This window comes from Promicromonospora sp. NPDC052451 (assembly GCF_044547525.1).
GTDB lineage: Bacteria > Actinomycetota > Actinomycetes > Actinomycetales > Cellulomonadaceae > Promicromonospora.
The window spans coordinates 51,441-77,171 of sequence record NZ_JBIUAP010000015.1; the positions used below are offsets into that span (position 1 = coordinate 51,441).

Below are 25,731 nucleotides of genomic sequence, written 5' to 3' on the forward strand. Positions count from 1 at the left end.
GCCTGGATCTGGGCCTGATCGCTGGGTAGAAGCGCACCTTGCCGGAGCAGGCTGCGGTCGTGCGTCGGCCGGCGCCGTGCCCGGTCACGCCGCCGCGCTCGACCCCCGCACCACCAGCGTCGGCTGGAACATCACGTGTTCCGCCGTGTCAGCCCCCGTGAGCAGCAGGTCCGCCGCGCGCACGCCCAGCTCGTGGGTCGGCTGGCGCACCGAGGTCAGGGGGGTGGACAGCTCGGCGGCGAAGGCGACGTCGTCGTACCCCACCACCGCCATGTCCGTGGGGACGGCGATGTTCTCGGTGCGGAGCGTGCGCAGCACGCCGAGGGCGACCAGGTCGTTGACGCAGAACACGGCGGTGGGCTGGTCGCCGGACTCCAGCAGCCCCCGGATCGCCGCCTCGCCGCCCTCGGCGTTGAGGCTGGTCACGGTGGTCTCGGTGAGTGCCTGCTCGGGGTCCAGACCGGCGGCCACCAGTGCCTTGACCACGCCCTCGTGCCGGTCGGCGCACTGCCGGATCGTGTGCGGACCGTTGAGGAACGCGATGCGCGTGTGCCCCTGGTCCAGCAGGTGGCGGGCGGCGAGCTCGCCGCCGCGCACGTCGTCGACGGCGACCGACGAGAGGCTCGGGTCGGGCGAGGGGCGGTCCAGCAGCACGACGCCGGTGCCGCGCCGGCGGACCGCCAGGAGGTGCTCGATCTCGTCGGTGGTCGGCACGACCATGATGCCCTGCACGCCGTGCTCCTCGAACAGGCGCAGGTAGCGCTGCTCCCGGCCGAGGTCGTCGTCGGAGGAGGCGACCATGAGCGTGAAGTTGTCGCGGTCGAGGCGCTCCTCGATGCCGCGGGCGACGTCGGTGAAGAACGGGTTGGCGATGTCCAGGACGATGGCGCCGATGGTCGTGATGGTGCCCGCCCGGAGCTGCCGGGCGGACCCGTTGCGCACGAAGCTCAGCTCCGCGATGGCGGCCTCCACGCGCTCGCGGGTGCCGGGCAGCACCCGGTCGGGCCGGTTGAGCACGTTGGACACGGTGCCGACGGAGACGCCGGCGGTCCGGGCGACGTCGGCGATGGATGCTCGGCGGTGAGCAGCCGGTCGGGTCATGGAGCACCTCCTGCTTCGGGCTACATTATGAACCGTTTCATGGGCGCCGGGTCGAGGAGGACCGACATGACGAGCGGGACGAGGGGCGGGCGTGTGTGCTTCACGTCCCGGGTGCGGGCGGACCGGCTGGACGAGTACCGCGCGGCGCACGCCGCCGTCTGGCCGGAGATGCTGGAGGCGCTGCGGGACACGGGCTGGCGCGACTACCACCTGTTCCTGCGGGACGACGGCCTGCTGGTCGGCATCCTGGAGACCGACGACTACGACGCGGCGCAGCGGGCGATGGCAGCCACCGAGGTCAACGGGAGGTGGCAGGCGGCGATGTCGGGCTTCTTCGTCGACGAGGGCAACCCCGACGAGGCGTTCGTGCTCCTGGACGAGGTCTTCCACCTGGAGTCCCAGCTGGCGGCGCTGCGCGACGACAGGTGACGTGCCGGACGTGCAGGTCACCTGGGTGATCCGCACGTCCGGCACCGGCGGAAGGGGCGACTAGTTGACCCCGCCCTCCGGCTCGTTGATCGCCTCCAGGTCGCTGATCTCGCTGCGCTGCCCCAGGAGGCGGTTGGTGATCCACGTCAGCACCCACAGCACGAAGCCGATGCCGAGCAGCCAGCCCGCGATCTGGTACTGGATGACGTCGCGCCCGGTCCACGGCCCCACGAGGAACAGGCAGCACAGCGCCCCGAGGATCGGCAGCACCGTGGGGGCCACGAAGTGCCGGCGCTCGATCGGGTCGCGCCGCAGCACCAGCACGCAGACGTTCACCACGGCGAACACGGCGAGCAGCAGCAGCGCGGTGGTGCCGCCGAGCGCGGCGACGACGTCGTTCTCCGGGTCGCGGCTGACGAAGTAGATCAGCCCGAACGAGATGGCGGTGGTCACCAGGATCGACACCCACGGCGTCTGCCGCCGGGCGCCCACGCGGCCCAGCGCGCCGGGCAGCACGTTCTGCTTGGCCATGCCGTACAGGAGACGGCTGGCCATGAGCATGTTGATGAGCGCGGAGTTGGCGACGGCGAACATCGAGATGAACGGCAGGATCGTCGCCGCAGGGATCCCCGGGGCGGCGGTCTCGACCACCGTGACCAGCGGGGTGTCGCTCTCGGCCAGCACGCCCACGGGGACGATCGCCACCGCGAACAGGGAGACCAGCACGTAGATGACGCCGGTGATGCCGATGCCGGTGATCATCATCTTGGGGAAGTTGCGGACCGGGTCGTGGGTCTCCTCCGCCATGTTGACCGAGTCCTCGAACCCGACCATCGCGAAGAACGCCAGCGAGGTCGCCGCGGTGACGGCGAAGAACGCGCCCTTGTCGCCCGGGTCGTCGAACACGACGGTCCGGGAGAAGTCGACGTTGCCGGCGAACGCTGCGTAGAAGCCGATCAGGATCACGAGCAGCAGACCCGACAGCTCCACGAGGGTGAGGAACACGTTGGCCTTGACGCTCTCGCCCACGCCCCGCAGGTTGATCGCCGCGACCAGGGCCATGAAGATCAGCGCCACCGTGATGATCAGGGTCGCGTTCGTCTCGTCGAGCCCGAAGCCCACCGCGAGGTTCGAGGCGAAGGCGCGGGCCGCCGTCGACGCCGAGGTGATGCCCGAGCACATGACCGTGAAGCACACCATGAAGGTGAACAGGTGGATGCCGAAGGCCTTGTGCGTGTACAGCGCGGCGCCGGCCGCCCGCGGGTACTTGGTGACCAGCTCCAGGTACGAGAAGGCCGTGATCAGCGCCACGAGGAACGCGACGATGAAGGGTGCCCACGCGGCACCGCCGACCTCGGCCGCGACGTCACCCGTCAGGGCGTAGACGCCGGTGCCGAGGATGTCGCCCACGATGAAGAGCAGGAGCAGCTTGGGCCCCATCACGCGCTTGAGCTCGGTGGGCTCCTCGCCGAGGGCTGCATGCTCCTCGGCCGTTGGCTGGCTCATCCGATCGCCTCCGTTTCTGAGGCGGCACGTCGTCGGGTCGCCTCGGTGAGCTGCGGGCAGTCGATCACCCCTGATCGCCCAAGGGTTCCGCAACTGCCACGGCACGGCAACGGGCGCGCCGGTACTTCTTGACGCTCTGACCTGGCGGGTCTATCTTCCCAACTACCTGTTTGAACGATTCAAACGAGTGGCAGGACAGCCTCGCGGTCACCGCCGACCGCCCGCACCCTCGACGGAGAGAGATGCCCGACGCCGCACCGACGCTGCGCCTCGACAGGGTGGCCAAGTCCTTCGGACCCGTGGCCGCGCTCCGGTCCGGGTCCCTCGTGGTCCGGCCCGGCAGCATCCACGCCCTGGTGGGGGAGAACGGGGCGGGGAAGTCCACGCTGGTCAAGATCGTGGGCGGGGTGCACCGTCGCGACTCGGGCCTCGTCGAGCTCGACGGCGAGCCCGTGGACTTCGCCGGGCCCGCCGAGGCCAAGGCGGCCGGCGTCGCCGTCATCCACCAGGAGCCCGCGACCTTTCCCGACCTCACGGTCACCGAGAACATCTTCCTGGGACGCGAGCCGCTCGGCCGGTTCCGGCGGATCGACCGCCGGGCCATGCGTGACGGCGCGCGCGAGCTGTTCCGCAGCCTCGGCGTCGACCTCGACCCGGACCGGCCCGCCGAGGGCCTGTCCATCGCGGACCAGCAGATCGTCGAGATCGCCAAGGCGATCTCGCTGGACGCCCGCGTGCTGGTCATGGACGAGCCGACGGCGGCGCTGAGCGCCGTCGAGGTGGCCCGGCTGTTCACCGTCGCCCGTGGCCTGCGCGACGCCGGCCGCGCCGTCGTCTTCATCTCGCACCGCCTCGACGAGGTCGCCGACCTCTGCGACACCGTCACCGTGATGCGCGACGGCGAGCACGTCTCGACCGACGCCGTCGCCGACGTCACCCCTGACGAGCTGGTGCGGCGCATGGTGGGCCGCGAGGTCGCCGAGCTCTACCCGAAGGTGCCGAGCGCCCCCGGCGACGTGGCGCTGCGTGTCGAGGGGCTGGAGTCCGCCGGCACGTTCCACGACGTGTCCTTCGAGGTGCGGGCGGGCGAGATCGTCGGCCTGGCGGGACTGGTCGGCGCCGGGCGCAGCGAGATCGCGCGGGCCGTGTTCGGCGTCGACCGGTACGACGCGGGGCGGGTCGTCGTCGGCGGGCGCACCCTGCGGCCGGGCGACCCGGCCGCGGCCATCGCCGCCGGCCTGGCCCTCGTCCCCGAGGACCGGCGCCTGCAGGGCCTGGTCACCGAGTCGTCGGTGGCGCGGAACGTGTCGGCGGTCGCCCGCGGGCGGCTCGCGCGGTTCGGCGTGCTGCTCCCCGGCGCCGAGGCCGGCCTCGCCCGTGACTGGGCCGGCCGGCTTGCCGTCAAGGCCGGGGCGCTGGACGCCCTCGCCACCACCATGAGCGGCGGGAACCAGCAGAAGGTGGTGCTCGCCAAGTGGCTGGCCACGGGGCCCACGGTGCTGATCGTCGACGAGCCGACCCGCGGCATCGACGTCGGCACCAAGGCCGAGGTGCACCGTCTGCTGTCCACCCTGGCCGCGGAGGGTCTGGCCGTCCTGATGATCTCGTCCGAGCTGCCGGAGGTGCTGGGCATGGCCGACCGCGTGCTGGTGGTCCGCGAGGGGCGCGTGGTCGCCGAGCTGGACCGGGCCGAGGCGACGGCCGAGGCGGTGATGCGCGCCGCCACACCGGGAGCGTCCGGCCAGGACGCCGCCCCCGGGACGGGTCCGGACGCCGCCGCCGCGGACGCCGCCGCGAACGAGGGCGCCGCGAACGAGGGCACCAGGAACGAGGGCACCGCATGAGCCTCCTGCGCCGTCGCGAGGCCGGCATCGCCCTCGCCCTGCTGGTCGTGATCGGCGTGACCACGGCCGTCCAGCCCGGCTTCCTGCTCAGCGCGGGCGGCTGGCGGGACCTGTTGCTCACCCCGGCGATCCTCGTCGTGCTCGCCGTGGGGCAGGCCGTGGTGGTCATCACGCGCAACGTCGACCTGTCGGTCGGCTCGGTGCTCGGCCTCACGGCCTACCTGACGGGACGCCTGTTCCTCGACGCACCGGACCTGCCGATCGTCGTGGTCGCGCTCGTCGCCGTCGCGACCGGGACCCTGCTCGGCCTGGTCAACGGGGCGATCGTGGCGTTCGCCCGCGTGCCCGCGCTCGTCATCACCCTCGGCACCCTGTACGTCTACCGCGGCGTGACCCTCACCTGGGCCGGGAGCGACCGGATCGACGCCGGGGACATGCCGCGCGCCTTCCTGCGGCTCGGCACCCAGCAGGTGCTGGGCGTGCCCGTGCTGACGATCGTCGCCGTGGTCGTGCTGGCCGTCGTGGCGCACTACCTGCACACCTCGCGCGGCGGCCGCCAGCTCTACGCCATCGGCTCCGACCCGGACGCCGCGGCCCTGGCGGGGCTGCCCGTCCGGCGCCGGCTGCTCGGCGCGTTCGCGCTGGGTGGCGCGCTGGCCGGGCTGGCCGGCGTGATGTTCGCCGCCCGCTACGGCACCGTGTCCTCCGGCGCGGGGACGGGGATGGAGCTCCAGGTCGTGGGCGCCGTGGTGGTGGGCGGCGTCGCGATCTTCGGCGGCAGCGGCACGGTGGCGGGCGCCGCGCTGGGCGCGATGCTGCTGCTCACCATCAACCGGGCCCTTCCCGTGGTGGGCATCCCCGACTTCTGGCAGCGCGCCGTCGTGGGCGCGCTCATCATCGGCGCCATCGCGCTCGACCGCCTGCTCGCGGGCCGGCGCTCGCGGCGTCTGGCGCAGGCGCGCGACACCGACCCGCCCGGAGGCTCCGGCGTCGGCCCACCGTCCGCAGGCCCGCCGCCCGGACCGCACCCGGACGGCCCGCCCGACCGTGAGGAGGCGACCGCATGAGGACCCACGCCCGCCCGTGGTGGCAGCGCGCGCTGCTCACCCGCGAGATGCTGACGATCCTGATCCTGGTGGCGGCCTGGGTGGTCGCCTCCGCCGCCGTGCGGGGTTTCGACGGCCCGCTCACCATCACCTACCTGGTGCTCGACGTCGCCCCCGTGCTGCTCATCGCCCTGCCCATGACGCTGATCGTCGCCACGGGGGAGATCGACCTGTCGGTCGCGTCCGTGGTCGGGCTCTCGAGCGTCACCTTCGGGCTGCTGTACCAGGCCGGGTTCGGGCTCTGGTCCGCCCTGCTGGTGTCGGTGCTGCTCGGCGCGGTGTGCGGCGCGGTCAACGGCGCGCTCGTTGCGTACGCGGGCCTGCCGTCGCTCGCGGTCACCATCGGATCGCTCGCCCTCTACCGCGGCCTCGCCGTGGGCCTGCTCGGCACGACGGCGGTCACCGGGTTCCCCGACGCCTGGACCGACGGCGCCACCGAGAACCTGGGCGAGTCGCCCTACCCGGTGATCACGCTCGGGCTGCTCCTCCTGGTCGGCGTGTTCGCGGTGCTGCTGCACGCCACGCCGTTCGGCAGGAACGTGCTGGACATCGGTCGCAGCAGCGAGGCCGCCCGGTTCTCCGGGGTGGACGTGAGGCGGACCCTGCTGATCCTGTTCGTGCTGTCCGGGGCGGTGTCGGCGCTCGCCGGCGTCTACTACACGCTCCGTTACGGCAGCGCCCGCGGCGACAACGCGACCGGCCTGGAGCTGCAGGTCGTGGCGGCCGTGCTGCTCGGCGGCGTGTCGATCTTCGGCGGCCGCGGTGCGATCCACGGCGTGGTCGCGGGCGTGCTGCTCATCGGCGTGCTCGGCAGCGCCCTGCGGCTGGAGGGCGTCACGGTCAACGTCATCAACATCGTGATCGGCGCGGCGCTCGTCGTGTCGGTGGTCGCCCCGCGCGTGGCGTCGGGCATCCGGGTCCGACGGCGGAGCACCGCGCCGGCCCCATGAGACCTCCTCGCACCGCTGCGAGGCGCACAGTGACCCCGGTGGCCGTACCGCCGTCGGGCAACGAGCTAGGGAGACGGACGATGAAGTTCACATCTGTGGTCGCGGCCGGCACGGCCGCGGTGCTGGCGCTCGGGCTGACCTCCTGCTCGGGCGGGGACGGCGGGGGTGACGGCGGCGGGGGCGAGGACGTCACCGTGACGATGCTGCCCAAGAACCTCGGCAACCCCTACTTCGAGGCGTCCACGGCGGGCGCGCAGGAGGCGGCGGGAGAGCTGGGCGTCACCGTGGAGGAGGTCGGCCCGGACGCCGCCTCGCCCGACGCCCAGGTGCCGTTCATCAACACCGCTGCCCAGCAGGGCGTGAGTGCGCTGGTGGTGTCGGCCAACGACCCGACGGCGATCGGCGACGCGCTGGAGGAGGCCCGGTCGGCGGGCACCAAGGTGGTCACGTTCGACTCGGACACCGAACCGCAGTTCCGCGACCTCTTCGTCAACCAGGCCTCGGCCGAGGGCATCGCGGACAAGCAGCTCGAGCTGATCTCGGAGCAGATCGGCGGCTCGGGCGAGATCGCCATCCTCTCGGCGTCCGCCAACGCGACCAACCAGAACGCGTGGATCGCGCTCATGGAGGAGAAGCTGGCCGCCGACTACCCGGACATCGAGCTGGTCGAGACGGTCTACGGCGACGACGACGACCAGACGTCGTTCGACAAGACGGCGGCGCTGCTCCAGTCGCACCCGGACCTCAAGGGCATCGTGTCGCCCACGACCGTCGGCATCGCCGCGGCCGCGCGCTACGTGTCGACGTCCGAGTACCAGGGCAAGGTCGCGGTCACGGGCCTCGGCACCCCGAACCAGATGCGCGAGTACGTCGAGGACGGCACGGTCGAGGCGTTCGCGCTGTGGAACCCGACCGACCTGGGCTACCTCGCCACGCAGGCGGCCGCCGCGCTCGTCGCGGGCGACATCACCGGCGAGGAGGGCGACACCTTCGAGGCGGGCCGCCTCGGCGAGTACACCGTGGGGGCCGACGGCGAGGTCCTCCTGGGTGAGCCGTTCGTCTACGACGCGAGCAACATCGCGGACTTCGACTTCTGACCCGGCGCTGACCCGGCGCTGACCCGGCTCTGCAGCGGCGGTGCGGTCGGCGCTGCCCCGGCCCTGGGGTCGGCAGGATGTCAGGTGGTCGGTACCCCGGGGTGCCGACCACCTGACATCCTGCCGACCTGGCCGCCGAGTCAGCCGGCGAACAGCCAGGGGGCGTCGCGGTGCAGGAGGGTGTCCAGGTAGGGCGCCACCGTGCGGACGTACGTGGCCGAGATGTGGTCGTCGTCGCGGTACACCAGCACGTTGCCCACGACGGCGGGGCACTCGTCGGCGGTGCACAGCGCGTCGGTGAGGTCGAGCGGGACCAGCGAGTCGGGGATCCCGGCCGTCGTGGTGAGCGGGTCGGGCGCGCCCAGGAGGTCCGCGCGGGCGCGTCCGCAGTCGCCGTCGGCGCCGTGCTCCGCGACGCAGTCCACGGGGTTGGTCTCGAACCGCATGTTGTCGCGGAGGGCGAGGACGGGCACGCCCCGGGCGTCCAGCTTCTGCCAGGCGGCGAGCTGACCGGGCAGGATGCGTTCGGCCGTGCCGGCGGCGACACCCGTCTCCGTGCCGTCCACGACCACGGCGTCGGGCGCGATCCCGTCCAGCACGCCCACGAGGCTCTCGTTCCACGGCCGGCACGACGGGAAGCCCTGCACCTCCGTCGCCGGGTCCTGCATGCGGCAGCCCTGCTTGGCGACGAGGACGAGGTGCCAGTCGTTCTCCTCGGCGATGCGCTCGAAGGCCGGCACCCACTGCATGATGTGCGAGGCGCCCACCATCGCGACGGTCCGCGTCGGTGTCTCGGGCGTGGTGATGTCGCACGTCAGCACGTCGATGTCGTTCGGCATCTCGCGCCCGTGCCCCTGCACGCAGCCGGGCTGCACCTGGGACTCGGGCAGGTCCTCGGCGGCCACCACCGGGTCCGGCCGCACGGTCGCGTCGCGGGGGGACGCGCCCTGGGTCAGGACGAGGGCGCCCGGGTACTGCTCCGAGGGCACGGGCTCGTCGAGCGCGGCGAGCTCGGCGGCCTGCTGACGCTCGGTGGCGTTCGCCCAGAGGCCCGTGGGCACGGCGACCAGGGCGATGGCGAGCACGGCGGCGACCAGGGCCGGCCGGTCGCCCCGCCGGTCCCGGAAGGCCTGGGCGCCGCGGGCCACCGTGAGGTCCGTGAGCCAGGCGAGCAGCACGGCGACCGCGAGGATCACCACCGCGCCGCGGATCCCGACCTGGTCCCGGTCGCGCAGGTTCAGGTACGCGATCAGCAGCGGCCAGTGCCAGATGTAGAGGCTGTAGGAGCGGTCGGCCACCCACGTGAGGGGACGCCAGCCGAGGAAGCGCATCAGGGGGGTCGGCGTGGTCGCGGCGCGGTCACCGCCCGAACCGAACATGACGAACAGGGTGCCGAGCACCGGCCACAGCGCCAGCGGCCCGGGGAACAGCGACCCGCCGTCGAGCACGAAACCACAGGCGACGACCAGGGCGAGCCCGGTCCAGGCGAGGGCCGGGCGCACCGCGTCGGGTACCCGCACCCAGCGGCCCAGCAGGAACGCGAGCGCCCCCGCGCCGAGCTCCCAGAACCGGGCGCCGGAGTGGAAGTACGCCACGGCCTGGTCGGCCGCGGCGAGCTGGGCCGCGAACACGAAGGACCACACGGTGGCCACGGCGGTGACCACGGTCAGCGCCGGGCCGGCGGCGACCCGGGCCCGGCGGGCCAGCCAGGCCGTCAGGAGGATCACGAGCGGCCACGCCAGGAAGAACTGGGCCTGGACCGACAGGGACCAGAAGTGCTGCACCGGGCTGGTGCCCGGACCTGCCGCGCCGTAGGCGAGCTGCCCCGAGATCATCTCCCAGTTCACCCAGTACGTGGCAGTCGCGAAGATCTCGCGGAGCGTCTGCAGCCACGTGTTCTGGGGTGCCGTGAGCACCATGAGCAGCGTGGTGGCGGCCAGCACCACCAGAGCGGGCGGCGCCAGGCGCACGAACGTGCGGCCCCAGTAGGCGACCGGGTCGAGGGCCCGTCGCTCGGCCCGCCGCAGCAGCGTCGCCGTGGCGAGGTAGCCGGACACGACCAGGAAGACGTCCACGCCGCCGGAGACCCGGCCGTGCCCGAACAGGTGGAACATCACCACGAGGGCCAGGGCGAGGCCGCGCAGGCCGTGCAGCTCCGGCACCCAGCTCGATCGGGCGCTCGCGCTCGGCGCGCCCTCGGTGACGGCCGGGCCGACATGGCGCGGGGAGGGGCGGGACAGCGTGGTCATGTGTTCTCCGTTGCGGTGCCCGGCGGGGGCGTTATCCCTACCGGATTGGCCGGACAAGGCTACTCCCGATCCCGGGGTACCGATCCACCTCGCCGCGGGCCGCACGCGGACAGGGCGGGGTTGACCCGGGCCGAACCGCCGCCTAGGCTCCGACTGAACCGCAATGAATCGATTCATCGTTCGGATCGGCACCGGTTCGAGGCGGCCGTCGCGAGGATGCGCGACCGCCGGTGCGTGACGAGGCGCGACAAGGAAGGATCACCCGTGGTGGGCACGGATCAGATCGCGGCGGCCCAGGCGGCGCTGCAGCAGCAGACCATCGAGCTCCCGTCCTGGGCGTTCGGCAACTCCGGTACCCGGTTCAAGGTCTTCGGCCAGCCCGGCGTGCCGCGCGACCCGTTCGAGAAGCTGGCCGACGCCGCCCAGGTGCACCGGTACACCGGTGTCGCCCCGCGGGTCAGCCTGCACATCCCGTGGGACCTCGTCGACGACTTCGGCGCCCTGGCCCTGCACGCCGAGGACCTGGGCGTGCGGATCGGCATGATCAACTCGAACGTCTTCCAGGACGACGAGTTCATGCTCGGCTCCCTGGCCCACCCCGACCCCCGGGTCCGGGCCAAGGCCGTGGACCACCACAAGCAGTGCATCGACGTCATGCGGGCCACGGGCTCCAAGGACCTCAAGGTCTGGCTGTCGGACGGACTCAACTACCCCGGCCAGGACTCCATCCGCGCCCGCCAGGACCGGATCGCAGAGTCGCTGGCCGAGATCTACGCCGCGCTCGACGACGACCAGCACATGGTGCTGGAGTACAAGTTCTTCGAGCCGGCCTTCTACGTGACCGACGTACCGGACTGGGGCACGTCCCTGCTGCACGTCCTGGCGCTGGGCGACCGGGCCAAGGTGGTGCTCGACACGGGCCACCACGCGCCCGGCACCAACATCGAGTTCATCGTGGCGCAGCTCCTGCGCCAGGGCCGCCTCGGCGCCTTCGACTTCAACAGCCGCTTCTACGCCGACGACGACCTCATGGTCGGCGCCGCGGACCCGTTCCAGCTCTTCCGGATCATGCACGAGATCGTGCAGGCCGGGGCGCACGCCCCCGACGGCGGGGTGAACTTCATGCTCGACCAGTGCCACAACATCGAGCCGAAGATCCCCGCCCAGATCCGGTCGGTCATGAACGTCCAGGAGGCGACGGCGAAGGCGCTGCTCGTGGACGCCGAGGCGCTCGCCGCCGCCCAGCGGGCCGGCGACGTGCTGGGGGCGCACGCCGTGCTCATGGACGCCTACGACACCGACGTCCGGCCGCTGGTCGCGCAGGTGCGCGAGCAGATGGGCCTGGACCCGAACCCGACCGCGGCCTTCGCGGCGTCGGGCTACGCCGAGCAGATCGCGAGCGAGCGCGTCGGTGGCGCGCAGGCTGGATGGGGAGCATGAACGACGTCGTGCAGGACCTGGTGAGCCGGTCGAACCGGCTGGGCTCCGACCCGCGGGTCACCAACTACGCGGGCGGCAACACCTCCGCGAAGGGCACCGCCACGGACCCGGTCACGGGTGAGCCCGTGGAGCTGCTCTGGGTCAAGGGCTCGGGCGGCGACCTGGGCACGCTGCGGCCGGAGGGGCTGGCCGTGCTGCGGCTGGACCGGATGCGGGCGCTGGCGGACGTGTACCCGGGCCTGGACCGCGAGGACGAGATGGTCGCCGCGTTCGACTACTGCCTGCACGGCAAGGGCGGCGCGGCACCGTCGATCGACACCGCCATGCACGGCCTGGTCGACGCCGCGCACGTGGACCACCTGCACCCCGACGCGGGCATCGCCGTGGCGACGGCGGCCGACGGCGAGGCGCTCACCCGCGAGATCTTCGGCGACCAGGTCGTGTGGGTACCGTGGCGCCGCCCCGGCTTCCAGCTCGGCCTGGACATCGCGGCGATCAAGGCGGCGAACCCGCAGGCCATCGGCTGCGTCCTGGGCGGGCACGGCATCACCGCCTGGGGGGACACCAGCGAGGAGTGCGAGGCGCGGTCGCTGGAGATCATCCGGCGGGCGGAGGAGTTCATCGCGTCCCGCGCGGCGGCCCCGGCGACCGGGGGCAGGCACCCGTTCGGCCCCGTCCGTCCCGGCTTCGAGGCCCTGCCCGACGACGAGCGCCGAGCTCGCGCGGCTGCGCTCGCCCCCGTGATCCGCGGTCTGGCCAGCACCGACGCGCCGCAGGTGGGGCACTTCACCGACTCCGACGTGGTGCTCGACCTGCTGGCCCGCGAGCGGCTCGTGCCGCTGGCCGAGCTGGGCACGTCGTGCCCCGACCACTTCCTGCGGACGAAGGTGAAGCCGCTGGTGGTCGACGTCCCGACGACGGCGACGGTCGAGGAGACCGTCTCCGCGCTGCGGGCCGCCCACGAGGCGTACCGCGCGGACTACGCCGCCTACTACGAGCGCGGTGCGTCCGCGGCGCGCTCGCGGGGCGAGGAGCCACCGGCGATGCGCGGCGCGGACCCGGCGATCGTGCTGGTACCGGGCGTGGGCATGTTCTCCTACGGGCGCACCAAGCAGACGGCGCGCGTGGCCGGCGAGTTCTACGTCAACGCGATCAACGTGATGCGCGGCGCCGAGACGATCTCCACCTACGCGCCGATCCCGGAGTCGGAGAAGTTCCGCATCGAGTACTGGGCCCTGGAGGAGGCCAAGCTGCGGCGCATGCCCGCCCCCAAGCCGCTGGCGACGCGGGTCGCCCTGGTGACCGGGGCGGCGTCGGGCATCGGCCGGGCGATCGCGGCCCGGCTGGCCGCCGAGGGCGCGTGCGTGGTGGTCGCGGACCTGGACGCCGGGAAGGCTGCCGCGGCGGCGGCCGAGCTCGGTCCGGCCGACGTCGCGGTGGGCGTGGCCGCGGACGTGTCGTCCGAGGCGGACGTGCGGGCCGCCGTGCGGGAGGCCGTGCTCGCGTTCGGCGGCGTCGACCTCGTGGTGAACAACGCCGGGCTGTCCCTGTCCCGGTCGCTGCTGGAGACCACGGAGGCCGACTGGGACCTGCAGCACAACGTCATGGCCAAGGGGTCGTTCCTGGTCTCACGGGAAGCGGCGCGGGTGCTCGTCGACCAGGGCATGGGCGGCGACATCGTCTACATCTCCTCGAAGAACTCCGTGTTCGCGGGGCCCAACAACATCGCCTACTCCGCCACCAAGGCCGACCAGGCGCACCAGGTGCGGCTCCTGGCCGCCGAGCTCGGCGAGCACGGGATCCGCGTGAACGGCGTGAACCCCGACGGGGTGGTGCGCGGGTCGGGCATCTTCGCCTCCGGCTGGGGTGCCAACCGCGCCGCCGTGTACGGCGTGCCCGAGGAGAAGCTCGGCGAGTTCTATGCCCAGCGCACCCTGCTCAAGCGCGAGGTGCTGCCGGAGCACGTCGCGAACGCCGTGTTCGCGCTGTGCACCTCCGACTTCTCGCACACGACCGGGCTGCACGTGCCCGTCGACGCGGGCGTGGCCGCGGCGTTCCTCCGGTGACCGGGACCGCGCCCGCGGGCGGGAGCCCCGGCTTCGTCGCCGTCGACCTGGGCGCGACGAGCGGCCGGGTCATGCTGGGGGTGCTGCACGGGTCCGCGCGCACCCCCGCCGCGGACGGCGGTCCCCGGGTCGAGCTCGTCGAGTGCGGCCGGTTCGCCAACGGCCCGCGGCCGGACGAGCACGGTGCGCTGCGGTGGGACGTGCGGGCGCTCTGGCGCGGGGTGCTCGACGGGCTGCGGTCCGCGGGTGACCTCGCGCGGGAGCGGGGCGTCACGATCCGGGGCATCGGCGTGGACGCGTGGGCCGTGGACCACGCGTTCCTCGACGCGTCCGGCGGGCTGGTGGCGGACCCGTTCAGCTACCGCGACCCGCGCACCGACCCCGTGCCCGACGACGTGTACCGGCGGATCCCCTTCGCCGACCACTACGCCGTCAACGGGCTCCAGCACCTGCCGTTCACGACGGAGTTCCAGCTCGTCGCCGGCCAGGACGGCGACGAGTGGGCCCGTGCGCGGCGCCTGCTGCTGGTACCCGACCTCATCACGTCCTGGCTCACGGGCCGTCACGTCGCGGAGGTGACCAACGCGTCCACCACCGGGCTGCTCGACGCGACCTCTCGCACCTGGTCGGCGGGGCTCCTGGACCGGCTCGCGGCGGAGTACCCGGCGCTCGCCGGACTCCGGGACCGGCTGCCGGAGCTCGTGGAGCCGGGCACCGTCGTCGGGCACCTGGTGCCGGGGGTCCGGGAGGCGACCGGGCTCGGCGAGGTGCCGGTGCTCGCGGTCGCCTCGCACGACACGGCGTCCGCCGTGGCGGCGACGCCGCTCGGGGCGCGGGGGGCGTACGTCTCGTCGGGCACGTGGTCGCTGGTCGGCCTGGAGCTGCCGTCGCCCGTGCTCACCGCGGCGAGCCGCGCGGCGAACTTCACCAACGAGCTCGGCCTGGACGGCACCGTGCGCTACCTGCACAACGTCATGGGCCTGTGGGTGCTCGACGAGTGCGTCCGTGCCTGGACCCAGCACGACGGCGCGCCCGTCGACCTGCCCGCCCTGCTGGCGGAGGCGGCCGCCGAACCCGGCGGCCGCTGCCTGGTCGACGTGGACGGCGGCGAGTTCCTCGCCCCGGGCGACATGCCGCGCCGCGTGTCGGACTCCGTCGCCCGCCGCGGCGTCGAGCTGCCCGGTACGCGGGCAGCGCTGGTGCGCGTGGTGCTCGACAGCCTCGCGGACTCCACCGCGCGGGCCGTCTCCGCCGCGTCGTCCCTGGCCGGCGTGGTCGTCGACACCGTGCACGTGGTGGGCGGCGGCTCACGGAACGAGCTGCTGTGCCGCCTCACCGCCCGGGCCACCGGGCTGCCGGTGGTCGCCGGGCCGGTCGAGGCGACCGCGCTCGGGAACGTGCTGGTGCAGGCCCGCGCCGTGGGCGCCCTGCCGGGCACCGCCGACCTGACCGCGCTGCGCGACGTGGTGCGCGCGAGCACGGACCTGCGCCGCTACGAGCCCGAGCTGGCGGGCTGACCGGCGCTCGACGCCCGCACGATCAACCGGGGGTTCAGCTCGATCCGGTGCACCGGGCGGTCGGCGTCGGCGAGCCGCCGGGTCAGCAGCTCCACCGCGCCCGCACCGATCGCCGTCTTGGGCGGGCTCACGGCGGTGAGGGGCGGGTCGGCCAGGCCCGCCACCTCGTCGTCGTAGGCGATCACGGCGAGGTCCGCGGGCACCCGCACACCCCGTTCGCCGGCCTGCTCCACCAGCGAGATCGCCTCCCGGTCGGAGTGCACCAGGAGCGCCGTCACGCCCGTGTCCGCGCACCGGTCCAGCACGGACGCGGCGTCCTCCGCCCAGCCGGCGTCGGACAGCGGCACCGTCTCCACGTCGAGCACGACGTCGAGGTCGAGTCCGTCCGTCACCGCGAGGAACCCGCGACGCACGGCGGCCGAGTGCGGGCTGGTCCGCGACGTCACCAGGCCCACCCTCCGGTGGCCGCGCTCCGCGATGTGGCGCGCCGCCGTCCCCGCGCCGAGCGCGTGGTCGGTGGCGACCGACTCCAGCGGCTCGCGGTACGGGCCCGCCGCCAGGCGGCGCTCCATCAGCACGACGGGCAGGTTCAGGCCGGCGAGCCAGTCACCGAGCCGCGTGGCGTCGGGCCCGTCCACGGGCGGCGCCACGAGCAGGCCGTCGACCCCCGGCGCGTCGTCGTCGCCGACGAGCGCCGAGAGCTGGTGGCGGATCTGCTCGACGTCGTACGACCCGCCCCGCAGGATCAGCCGCGCGGTGCCGTGCGCGGCCGCGCGCGCACCGCGGATCACCTCGGGCCAGTAGTAGTCGAGCGACGGCACGACCATGCCGATGGTCGGCCGCCCGTCGTCCTCCGCGAGCATCCCCTCCGGCAGGGGGACGCCCGTGCCCGCCCCGGTGCGCGCGCCCAGGCCGGTGCCGGCGCCGGTCCCTGCGCCGGTGCCCGTGCTGGTGCCCGTGGTTCCGCGGGCGGGGATCCGGGCTCCGCCGTGCACCTTCTCCAGCGCGCCCTCGGCCACGAGCAGCGTCAGGTCCCGCCGCACGGTCACGGGGGTCACGCCGAGCCACCGCGACAGGTCGCTCACGCGCGCCGACCCCGTCTCCCGCACGCGCGCGATCAGGCGCTCCCGACGCTCGCTCGGCAGCGGCGCTTCCTGCTGCGTCATGCATCCTCCTGCGGTCCGGACCCGGTGGGTCTCATGGTGACCCGGAACGTGCCCGACGGCGCCTCCGCGCGCGCCGTGAGCCGCAACCGGGTCAGGTGTTCACCCCAGACGGCGGACAGCTCGGGGTCGTCCAGCGTGCGCACGTCGAGCGCGGCGTCGACGGCCCGAGGATCCCACGTGATCGCGAGTGCGCGGCGGGGTGGCGTGCCGGTGTCGGCGGCGTCTGCGTGCCCCGCTGCGTCGCCGGTGGTGCCGGTGGTGCGGGTGGTGCCGGTCGGGGGAGTGTCGTCCGGGCGCATGGCGTCCGGGGGCGTGGCGTCCGGGGGCGTGGCATCCAGGGGCGGGTCGTCCGGCGTGAACCGGACGACCGCGCGGCCGGGGGTGAGGCGGACGTCGCCCGCGAGCAGCCAGTGCCACGCCGTCGGCCCGACCGGTGGCGCGAGCACGTCGTCCGCGAACCGCCAGGAGTCCTCGACGGTCACGCGCTCGGCGGCCGGGTCCAGCGTCACCGCCCGCCGCCACTGCTCCAGCCCGGCCACGGGATAGGCCCCGGCGACCTCGACCCGCGCCTGCCAGCCGGCTGCCCGGCCGGCCGGCACACCGGCTGTGCGGACGTCGAACGTAGGGTCCGTCGCGTCATCGGGGCTGACAACGCGACGGACCTGACGTTCGACGTCGCCCGCGGTGCTAGAGCCCGGGCTGCCGGCGGCCGGGCCGTCGGCGTCCCGGCCCCCGGAGCCCGCGGCGTCCGACACCTCGAAGGCGGTCGCGGCGTACTCGGGGCCGGGGGGCTGCTCCACGCCGCGCACCCGCGGCACGTTGTGCCAGTCGCCCCGGACCGCCCACAGGTCGTAGCGGTCCGGTCCGAACGTCCCCGCGCGGTAGGTGGGCTTGCCGGCGTCGACGACCACCGGGACGCCGTCGAGCGCCACGATCACCGAGCCCACGTCGACGTGGTTGTGGTTCTCGTCGTTGTGCCCGCCCTTGACCGACACCACGAGCCCGCGGGTCGAACCCGGCGTGGTCCGCGCGACCGCGACACCGGTGGCCGGGAACGTGGCCCGCCCCACCAGCGGCGGCGCGGTGGCCGGGGCGTCCGCCCAGGCCGCTGACAGCAGGCCGACGGCGCGGGGCAGCGAGGCGCGCTCGTCGAACAGCCCGCCGGGCCGCCCGCGGTACGACGCCGCGTGCTGCTCCGCCTCCTTCTCGCCCACCCGCAGCGCCCAGGCGTGCACGACGTTCCAGGGCCAGGTCGCGAGGGGCCGCGCGGCGCCGTCGGCGACGTTGACGTACCAGTCGCCGCCCAGGTGCATCGCGTGCGGGAAGGACAGGGTGGCACGGATGCGCTCCAGTGCCGCCGGCTCGGGGTCCACCCCGGCGAACGCCAGCAGGTCCTGCGCCTCCAGTGCGCGGGCGGCGCCCTGCCACCAGTAGTGGTACCCCTCGTCCACCCCGCCGTCGGCAGGCAGCGTGGCCCAGTACGCGGCGATGCCCTGCGCCACGAGCGCGGTGGTGGCCCGGCGGCGGTCCGGGTCCTCCTCCAGCGCGAGGTTCGCGGCCAGCACGTTGCCCTGGATCCAGGGGCTCCAGTTCATGATCGGGTGGTCGACGCCGAGCCACCACCAGTCCCGCCGGTCGGTGAAGGGCCGCAGCACCCGGGCCTGCGCCTCCTGCCGGATGCGCCAGCGCACGCCGGGCGCCCGTTCGTCGAGCGCGGGCCCGAGCAGGTGGTCGACCCAGGCGAGCTGGCCGGCCACCTCGCCCGCGCCGAGGTCCAGGTAGTGGTCCGTGACCGTGGGCGTGACCCGGCCGAAGCGGTCGAACGTGTCGTCGTGCGCGGCCCAGCACCAGGTCGACTGCTCGCACAGCAGCAGCACGCCGTCGACCACCTCGTCGAGCCGGTCTGCCGCCGGTTCGACGAGCGCCGCCAGGGTGGCGCGGGTCAGCCGGGCCTGGCGCGCGGCGACGTGCGCCTCGTAGACCGTGCGGTCGCCGTCGCCGTCGCGGAAGAACCGGGCGTACTGCGAGGCCAGGGGTTGCGGCCAGGGGGTGCCGCGCTCGGCGGCGGCCACGGTGAGCGCGGGGGCGAGGGTGCCCGCCACGCGGCGCGCGGTCCAGAAGCTGCGGGCCGTGACGTCGGGCGCAGGCAGCGACGCTGCTGTCATGTGCGTGTCTCCAATGATCGAAAATGATCGTAGTAGAACTCTTGGTGGTGCGCCAGGGGCTTGCCAACGGCCGGACTCGTGGGCTTCAATGGGCGCACCCGATCATTGATGATCGGAAGTGTTCGTCTGAACGGTCAGGTGAACGCGGACTCGATGGAGAGGAGCGCGGTGGTGCGGCGACCTGAGGCCCTGCTCGTCATGGACGACCGGGCACTGCGTATGCAGTTCGGCCCCGACGAGGACTCGCGGCTGCGTGCGATCGCGAGGCTCGGCGAGCCGGCGCGCGTGACCGCCTACGACACACCGGAGGCGAGGGCCCGCCTGGCCGACGTCGAGGTGCTGGTCACCTCGTGGGGTGCGCCCCGGATCACGGCCGACGTGCTCGACCTCGCCCCGAACCTGCGGGCGGTGCTCCACTGCGCGGGCTCGGTCCGGTCGCTGGTGTCCGACGCCGTGTGGGACCGCGGGCTGCTCGTCACCAACGCGGTGACGGAGAACGCGCTGCCCGTCGCGGAGTTCACGGTGGCCGCGATCCTCATGGCGGGCAAGAAGGCGCCGTTCCTCGCGAACATCGCTCGCAAGCGCCGGGACGACTGGTCCTACCTCGAGGAGCACGGCGCCCTGTCCAACCGCGACCGGGTGATCGGCATCGTCGGCTTCTCCCGGACGGGCCGGCAGGTGGTGACGCGGCTGACGGTGCCGGGCTCCGGACCCGAGACCCGCGAGATCCTCGTCGCGGACCCGTACGCCGACCCGGCCGCGGTGGCCGCCGCCGGCGCGCGGCTGGTGCCGCTCGACGAGCTGCTGGCGGCCTCCGACATCGTGTCGCTGCACGCCCCCGAGCTGCCCTCGACGCGCAAGCTGATCGGCGCACGGGAGCTCGCCCTGCTGCCCGACGGCGCCACGCTGATCAACACCGCGCGCGGCGCCGTCGTCGACACCGCGGCGCTGGAGCGCGAGTGCTCCACCGGCCGCCTCTACGCGATGCTCGACGTCACCGACCCGGAGCCGCTGCCCGCGTCGTCGGTGCTCTACGACCTGCCGAACGTCATGATCACGCCGCACGTCGCGGGCTCGCTGGGCACCGAGACCCGGCGGATGACGGCGGCCGCGCTCGACGAGCTGGAGCGGTACGCGCGGGGCGAGGCCTCCCGCAGTGCCGTGACGCGCGAGGACATGGAGTTCGTCGCATGACCGCCCGCACCGGTGCCGAGGAGCGCGCCTGGCTCGCTGCCTACGCCGACCGGCTGCTGGCCGCCGTCGAGCCCTACGCGTCGCCGAGCGGGTCGCTCGTCACGCTGCCGGGCACGCCCGGCGGGTACGGCACGGCCGTCGACGGGCTGGAGGGCTTCGCACGCACGTTCCTCCTGGCGGGGTTCCGGCTCGCGGGCGAGGACGGCGCGGACCCCACGGGCCTCGCCGAGCGGTACGCCGCGGGCCTGGCCGCCGGTACCGACCCCGCGCACCCCGAACGCTGGACCCGGCCGGACGAGCACGGCCAGGCCAAGGTCGAGGCAGCCTCGCTGGCGCTGATCCTCGACCTGACGCGGCCGTGGATCTGGGACCGGCTGGCACCGTCGGCCCAGGAGCACGTGGTCGGCTACCTCGGGTCCGTGGTGGGCGACGACGGTTACCCCGACAACAACTGGGTCTGGTTCCGGATCGTCGTGGAGACGTTCCTGCGGTCGGTCGGCGGCCCGTTCTCCGCAGACGACGTCGCCCGGGACCTCGCCGCCCACGACCGGTTCCGCCGCCCGGGCGGCTGGTTCGCGGACGGCCCGGAACGCAGCTTCGACCACTACACGGGCTGGGCCCTGCACCTGTACCCGGCGCTCTGGGCACGCATGTCCGGCGCGGCCGACGTCGCCGCGGCGGCCGGCGACGACCTGGCCGTGCGCTCGGCGTCGGACCGGGAGCACCTGGCGCGCTACCTGGACGACGCGCTGGCGCTGGTCGGCGCCGACGGCGCGCCGCTGCTGCAGGGCCGCAGCCTCACCTACCGCTTCGCGGCGGCCGCCCCGTTCTGGGCCGGTGCCGTGTCGGGTGTGGGCCGGCCGGGCCGGCTCCGGGAGGCGGCCACCCGCATCGTGCGGCACTTCGCCGACCACGACGTGCCCGGTCCGGACGGGCTGCTCACGCTCGGCTGGCACCAGCCCTGGCGGCCCCTCGCGCAGCGGTACAGCGGCACCGGGTCACCGTACTGGGCGAGCAAGGGCCTGCTCGGGCTCGCCCTGCCCGCCACGCACGACGTGTGGACGGCGGCGCCCGAGCCGCTCCCGGTCGACGTCGGCGACGTGCTCACCGTCGCGGCCGCACCCGGCTGGGCCGTCAGCGCCACGCAGGACGACGGGATCGTGCGGGTGATCAACCACGGTACCGATCACGCGCTGCCCGGCACGGACGGCGGGGACTCGCCGCTGTACGCGCGGCTCGGCTACTCGACCGCGACCTCCCCGCTCCTGGACCCCGAGGCGTGGCTCTCTCCGCTGGACCAGTCGGTGGTGCTGCTCGACGCAGCCGACCGAGCCACCCACCGGGCGGGCTTCGAGACCGTGCCCGTGGAGTGCGGTCCGCCGGACGCTCCCGGTCGCCCCGCCGTGGCCGTCGCGCTGGGATCCGTGGCCGGCGCGCACTGGCTGCGCGTGGACACCACTGCACCCGACCACGGGTCCGGCCGGCCCGGCACCGCGACGGCGGCCGGGGAGATCACCACCGTGTCGATCGTGCGCGGTGCCTGGGAGGTCCGGCTGGTGCGGGTCGCGGACGGGGCCGACGCCCGGGCGACGGCGCTCCGCATCGGCGGCTGGGCCGCCGGCCCCGACCTGGACTCGACCCTGGTGCCGCTGCTCGGCGACGTCGCCCCGGTGAGCGGGTCGGCCACGCACGACGACGCCACGCCGCTCGCCGGGCCGACCACCACCCCCTGGCTCCGGTACGCGCCGGTGCCGGAGGGCTGGACCGGCGTCGGCGTCCGCCTCGGGCGGGGTGCCGCCGGACCGCAGGACCCGGCGCCCCGGCTCGAGCTCACCCCCGGCCAGGCCGTCGTGACCTGGCCGGACGGTGTGCTGACCACGGCAACCCTGCCCTGACCCACCCCGCGCCCCGATGACCCCCCTCACCGGGGCGCCGCACGACCGAACTCGAAGGAGAGTAGGAATGAACCGCAAGATCACGAGCGCGTTCGGCATCGCCGCCGTCGCGTCGCTGGCCCTCACCGGGTGCGGCAGCCAGGAGGAGCCCGCGGCCGCCGACGGCCCGGTCACCATCAGCCTGGCCGGCTGGGACTTCGCCTCCACGCCGGAGTTCCAGACGCTCGCCGACGCCTATCACGAGGCGAACCCGGACGTCACCGTGGAGCTCAAGGAGTACCCCGCCGGTGACGACTACGACACGGCCCTCACCGCGGACCTGTCCGCGGGCGCGGCGCCCGACGTCTTCATCGTCAAGAACCTGAAGAACTACATCACGTTCCAGGAGGGCGGCACGCTCCTCGACATCTCCGACGTGGCGGCCGACCTCGACCCGGCCACGGGCGGCCTGGAGCAGATGGCGGTCGACGGTGCCACCTACGCGGTGCCGTACCGCCAGGACTCGTGGCTCCTGTACTACAACAAGGACCTCTTCGAGAAGGCCGGCGTCGACCTGCCCGACGGGTCCTGGACCTGGGACGACTACGCCGAGGCCGCCGAGCAGCTCACCGAGGGCATCGGTGAGAAGGAGGTCACGGGCACCTACCTGCACAGCTGGCAGTCCACCGTGCAGGGCTTCGCCCTCGCGCAGACGCCGGGCGCCTCGCTCGACGGCGGCGACTTCTCGTTCCTGGCCCCGTACTACGAGCGCGAGCTCGCGCTGCAGGACGCCGGCGCACAGCCGTCGTACGCGACCGTGACCACGAACGAGCTGGCCTACCAGTCGCAGTTCGGCACCCAGAAGGCCGCGATGCTGCCGATGGGCTCCTGGTACATCGGCACGCTGGTGGCGGAGCAGGAGTCGGGCGCCGCGGACACCTTCGAGTGGGGCATCGCGCCGATCCCGCAGCTCGACGAGTCCACGACCGGCACGGAGAGCACCCCCGTCACGTTCGGTGACCCGACCACGATGGGCATCAGCTCCGCGATCGACGAGTCCAAGGTCGAGACCGCGAAGGACTTCCTCCGGTTCGCCGCGGGTCCCGAGGGCGCCGCGGCGCTCGCCGGGATCGGCATCACGCCGGCCCTGATCGACGACACGGTGGCCGACGCGATCTTCGGGCTCGACGGCACGCCGCAGGACGACCTGTCCCGCTTCGCCTACACGACGCACGACACCCTGCCGGAGAACCCGGTGGGTCAGCAGACGGCCGCGATCCAGACCATCCTGGGCGAGACGCACTCGGCGATCATGTCCGAGTCCACCCCGGTGGACGAGGCGATCACGGAGGCCGAGGAGCGCGTCGCCAACGAGGTCGGCTGATGGCGACACCTGTCGCCGACGACCGGCGGACGCTCGGGCTCACGCAGCCCGGGCGCCCGCCGCTCCGGAAGCCGCGCACGTCGCTCAAGCTGCGCAACGCGCTGGTGGGCTGGACGTTCATCCTGCCGAACTTCATCGGCTTCGCCGTGCTCACGCTCGTGCCGGTGCTCACGCTCTTCTACATCTCGCTGACGAGCTGGAACATCTTCGGCGCCGCCCAGTGGGTGGGCCTGGACAACTTCGAGCGCCTGATCGGCGACAAGAGCTTCCACACCGCGCTCGGTAACACGTTCTACTACGCCGCGCTGCACATCCCGATCACCATCGTCGTGTCGCTGAGCCTGGCGCTGCTGCTGAACCAGAAGCTGCGCGGCGCCGCCTTCTTCCGCACGGTCGCCTTCTTCCCGTACATCACGTCGATCGTCGCGGTCGCCGTGGTGTGGAACATGCTGTTCAGCCCTGAGTACGGGCCGATCAACCAGTTCCTGAGCCTGTTCGTGGGCGGTGAGATGCCCGGCTGGACGGTCTCCAAGGACTGGGCGATGCCCGCGGTGATCATCGTGGGCACCTGGAAGGACATGGGCTACTACATGCTCCTGTTCCTGGCCGGCCTGCAGACCGTGCCGGGTGAGCTGCACGAGGCCGCGCGGATCGACGGTGCGAACGCCTGGCAGCGGTTCTGGAACGTCACGCTGCCCTGCCTGCGACCCACGATGTTCTTCGTGACGGTCATGGTCACGATCCAGAGCTTCAAGGTCTTCGACCTGATCCTCGTCATGACCGACGGCGGCCCGGGTCAGGCGACCCTCGTGCTCAGCCAGTACATCTACCAGAAGGGCTTCGAGCAGTTCGAGTTCGGCTACGCCTCGGCCGTCGCCGTCGTCCTGTTCTTCATCTGCATCACCGTGACCGTGGTGCAGTTCCTGTACAACAAGCGGAAGGAGGCGTGATGGCCGCCCGTCCGTCCGCCCTCCGGAGGTCCGGCCGGGTGCTGCTCTACGCGGTGATGATCGTCGCCGCGGCGGGCATCATGCTCCCGTTCGCCTGGATGGTGATCTCGTCCCTCAAGCAGAACAACCAGGTGTTCACGGCGCCCGTGGAGTGGATCCCGGACCCCGTGCAGTGGCGCAACTACCTCGACATCTGGGTCAAGGCCGACATGGTCACCTGGGTGCGCAACACCCTGGTCCTCTCGGTCGCGGTGACGGCACTGCAGGTGCTCACCGGGAGCTTCGCCGCCTACGGCTTCGCCAAGATGCGCTTCCCGGGCCGCGACGCGCTGTTCCTGCTGTACATCGGGACCATCGCGGTGCCCTGGCAGTCCTACATGATCCCGCAGTTCCAGATGCTCTCGAGCTGGGGCCTGAACAACACGCTGTGGGCGATCATGCTGCTCCAGGCGTTCGGCGCCTTCGGCGTGTTCCTCATGAAGCAGTACTACGAGTCGATCCCCGACTCGTTGTCGGAGGCGGCGCGCATCGACGGGCTCAACGAGTACGGCATCTGGTGGCGCATCATCATGCCGCTGTCGGTGCCGGCGCTGGCGTCGCTGACGATCATCACCTTCGTCTCGACGTGGAACGACTACCTCGGTCCGCTCATCTACCTGCGCGACCGCGAGCTGTGGACCATCCAGATCGGCCTGCAGTCGTTCATCGGCGAGTACAACGCCGAGCACGCGCTGATCATGACGGGCTCCGTGCTGTCGGTGCTGCCGATCGCACTGATCTTCCTGCTCGGCCAGCGGTACTTCGTCCAGGGCATCGCGACCACGGGCGTGAAGGGATGAGTTCCGTGGGTTCCGTGGGTTCCGTGGGTTCCGTGGGTTCCGTGGGTGCGGGCCGGGCCGGTGCCGGCTCCGCCCCGCGGCGCCGGCGGGCCCTGATCGGTCCCGAGACGTACGAGCTGGTGTTCGGCACGGTCTACACGGGTCTCATGACCAACCTGCTGCTGGCGGTCGCCTGCCTGCCGCTGGTGGCCCTGGTCGTGGCGACCGACGTCGCCGCGACCTGGCCGCTCGCGGCCCTCACGGCACCTCTGCTCGGCCCGGCGCTGATCGCCGCCTTCGCGGTGTTCGGCAGCTTCAGCGCGGACGGGTCGACGGCGGTGGTGCGCACCTTCGCACGCGCCTGGCGCCGGCACCTGCGCCGGGGACTGGCGATCGGGGCGCTCGCCACGGGTGCCGTTGTCGTTGCCGCCGTCGACATCCTGTTCTTCTGGGGCCGGACGGCGGGTGCGGTCGCGATCCCGGTGCTGGTCACGCTGGCCGTGGGTGCGGTCGCGACCGCGGTCCTCGCTCTGACCGCCGTGCCGGAGATGCCGGGCGCGCGCCTGCGCGACGTACTCCTGGCTGCCCTCGTCCTCGGTGCGCGCCGCTGGTACCTCACGGCCGGCGCACTCGTCGTGCTCGGCCTGCTGGTGTCGCTCGTGGCGACCCGCCCGGCGGTCGGCCTGGGCTTCGCGGTCGCCCCGCTCCTGTTCGCGGTCTGGGGCGCCTGCCGCTTCGCCCTGCGCTCCGCCCGCTAGACCAGCCACGCGGCTCCGCCCGTGGCCTGCCCCCAGGCCCGCCGTTCGCCTGCCTGCCAGGCCCGCAGCTCGGGCCGCCAGGTCGGCCGTTCGGCCTGCCCCCAGGCCCGCCGTTCG

The 25,731-nt window shown here is 73.3% G+C and carries 19 protein-coding genes; 14 read left to right on the top strand and 5 right to left on the bottom strand.

Annotation, left to right across the window (positions count from 1 at the left end; translation table 11 throughout):
* Nucleotides 1-84: 84 nt before the first annotated feature.
* A complete protein-coding gene (locus ACIG47_RS22340; protein ID WP_397433236.1) occupies nt 85-1,101 on the bottom strand; it encodes a LacI family DNA-binding transcriptional regulator in 1,017 nt (338 codons plus the stop codon).
* 66 nt (nt 1,102-1,167) lie between these two features.
* Between ACIG47_RS22340 and ACIG47_RS22345 the strand changes: the two genes are divergently transcribed.
* Nucleotides 1,168-1,530, top strand: coding sequence for an L-rhamnose mutarotase (locus ACIG47_RS22345; RefSeq protein WP_397433237.1), 363 nt, complete (start codon nt 1,168-1,170; stop codon nt 1,528-1,530).
* A 60-nt stretch (nt 1,531-1,590) separates the two neighbouring features.
* Here ACIG47_RS22345 and ACIG47_RS22350 read toward each other — a convergent pair whose 3' ends face one another.
* A complete protein-coding gene (locus tag ACIG47_RS22350) occupies nt 1,591-3,036 on the bottom strand; it encodes an APC family permease (protein WP_397413932.1) in 1,446 nt (481 codons plus the stop codon).
* A 242-nt stretch (nt 3,037-3,278) separates the two neighbouring features.
* Here ACIG47_RS22350 and ACIG47_RS22355 point away from each other — a divergent pair, with 242 nt between their 5' ends.
* From ACIG47_RS22355 to rhaS, 4 genes are all read left to right on the top strand, one after another.
* Nucleotides 3,279-4,880: a sugar ABC transporter ATP-binding protein gene (locus ACIG47_RS22355; protein ID WP_397433238.1), complete on the top strand. Its 1,602-nt coding sequence runs from the start codon at nt 3,279-3,281 to the stop codon at nt 4,878-4,880.
* Complete coding sequence (locus tag ACIG47_RS22360; RefSeq protein ID WP_397433239.1) at nt 4,877-5,947, top strand: ABC transporter permease; 1,071 nt, start codon at nt 4,877-4,879, stop codon at nt 5,945-5,947. Before ACIG47_RS22355 ends, ACIG47_RS22360 begins: the two co-directional genes overlap by 4 nt.
* Nucleotides 5,944-6,936, top strand: a complete 993-nt coding sequence (locus tag ACIG47_RS22365) for an ABC transporter permease (RefSeq protein WP_397433240.1) — start codon at nt 5,944-5,946, stop codon at nt 6,934-6,936. Before ACIG47_RS22360 ends, ACIG47_RS22365 begins: the two co-directional genes overlap by 4 nt.
* An 80-nt stretch (nt 6,937-7,016) precedes the next feature.
* Nucleotides 7,017-8,033, top strand: a complete 1,017-nt coding sequence (gene rhaS, locus ACIG47_RS22370; protein ID WP_397433241.1) for a rhamnose ABC transporter substrate-binding protein — start codon at nt 7,017-7,019, stop codon at nt 8,031-8,033.
* Between the two features lie 140 nt (nt 8,034-8,173).
* Here the strand turns inward: rhaS and ACIG47_RS22375 are convergent, their stop codons facing one another.
* Nucleotides 8,174-10,282 carry an acyltransferase family protein gene (locus ACIG47_RS22375; RefSeq protein ID WP_397433243.1) on the bottom strand — a complete coding sequence of 703 codons (2,109 nt, stop codon included), beginning with the start codon at nt 10,280-10,282 and terminating at the stop codon, nt 8,174-8,176.
* A 267-nt stretch (nt 10,283-10,549) separates the two neighbouring features.
* On the opposite strand from ACIG47_RS22375, the gene rhaI reads away from it, so the two are divergent.
* From rhaI to ACIG47_RS22390, 3 genes are read left to right on the top strand one after another with little or no spacing between them, the layout of a single operon-like run.
* A complete protein-coding gene (rhaI, locus tag ACIG47_RS22380) occupies nt 10,550-11,722 on the top strand; it encodes an L-rhamnose isomerase (protein WP_397433332.1) in 1,173 nt (390 codons plus the stop codon).
* A complete protein-coding gene (locus tag ACIG47_RS22385) occupies nt 11,719-13,788 on the top strand; it encodes a bifunctional aldolase/short-chain dehydrogenase (RefSeq protein ID WP_397433244.1) in 2,070 nt (689 codons plus the stop codon). Before rhaI ends, ACIG47_RS22385 begins: the two co-directional genes overlap by 4 nt.
* Nucleotides 13,785-15,305 (top strand): rhamnulokinase family protein, encoded by a 1,521-nt coding sequence (locus tag ACIG47_RS22390; RefSeq protein ID WP_397433245.1) that lies wholly within the window; start codon nt 13,785-13,787, stop codon nt 15,303-15,305. Before ACIG47_RS22385 ends, ACIG47_RS22390 begins: the two co-directional genes overlap by 4 nt.
* Here ACIG47_RS22390 and ACIG47_RS22395 read toward each other — a convergent pair.
* Both ACIG47_RS22395 and ACIG47_RS22400 read right to left on the bottom strand, forming a co-directional pair.
* The gene (locus ACIG47_RS22395; RefSeq protein WP_397433246.1) at nt 15,281-16,471 is read right to left on the bottom strand and encodes a substrate-binding domain-containing protein; all 1,191 of its coding nucleotides are present in this window, start codon (nt 16,469-16,471) and stop codon (nt 15,281-15,283) included. The genes ACIG47_RS22390 and ACIG47_RS22395 overlap by 25 nt on opposite strands.
* The gene (locus tag ACIG47_RS22400) at nt 16,468-18,636 is read right to left on the bottom strand and encodes a hypothetical protein (protein ID WP_397433247.1); all 2,169 of its coding nucleotides are present in this window, start codon (nt 18,634-18,636) and stop codon (nt 16,468-16,470) included. The genes ACIG47_RS22395 and ACIG47_RS22400 overlap by 4 nt, the downstream gene beginning before the upstream one ends.
* Before the next feature lie 171 nt (nt 18,637-18,807).
* Between ACIG47_RS22400 and ACIG47_RS22405 the strand changes: the two genes are divergently transcribed.
* The 6 genes from ACIG47_RS22405 to ACIG47_RS22430 all read left to right on the top strand — a co-directional run bounded on the left by ACIG47_RS22405 (nt 18,808) and on the right by ACIG47_RS22430 (nt 25,614).
* Complete coding sequence (locus tag ACIG47_RS22405; protein WP_397433248.1) at nt 18,808-19,830, top strand: hydroxyacid dehydrogenase; 1,023 nt, start codon at nt 18,808-18,810, stop codon at nt 19,828-19,830.
* Entirely contained in the window at nt 19,827-21,725 is a 1,899-nt protein-coding gene (locus ACIG47_RS22410) for a DUF2264 domain-containing protein (RefSeq protein WP_397433249.1), read from the top strand. The genes ACIG47_RS22405 and ACIG47_RS22410 overlap by 4 nt, the downstream gene beginning before the upstream one ends.
* A 67-nt stretch (nt 21,726-21,792) precedes the next feature.
* Nucleotides 21,793-23,088: an ABC transporter substrate-binding protein gene (locus tag ACIG47_RS22415; protein WP_397433251.1), complete on the top strand. Its 1,296-nt coding sequence runs from the start codon at nt 21,793-21,795 to the stop codon at nt 23,086-23,088.
* Nucleotides 23,088-24,038, top strand: a complete 951-nt coding sequence (locus ACIG47_RS22420) for a carbohydrate ABC transporter permease (protein ID WP_397412919.1) — start codon at nt 23,088-23,090, stop codon at nt 24,036-24,038. Before ACIG47_RS22415 ends, ACIG47_RS22420 begins: the two co-directional genes overlap by 1 nt.
* Nucleotides 24,038-24,877, top strand: coding sequence for a carbohydrate ABC transporter permease (locus ACIG47_RS22425; RefSeq protein ID WP_397412920.1), 840 nt, complete (start codon nt 24,038-24,040; stop codon nt 24,875-24,877). Before ACIG47_RS22420 ends, ACIG47_RS22425 begins: the two co-directional genes overlap by 1 nt.
* Before the next feature lie 23 nt (nt 24,878-24,900).
* Nucleotides 24,901-25,614, top strand: a complete 714-nt coding sequence (locus tag ACIG47_RS22430) for a ferredoxin-NADPH reductase (protein ID WP_397433252.1) — start codon at nt 24,901-24,903, stop codon at nt 25,612-25,614.
* Nucleotides 25,615-25,731: the final 117 nt, after the last annotated feature.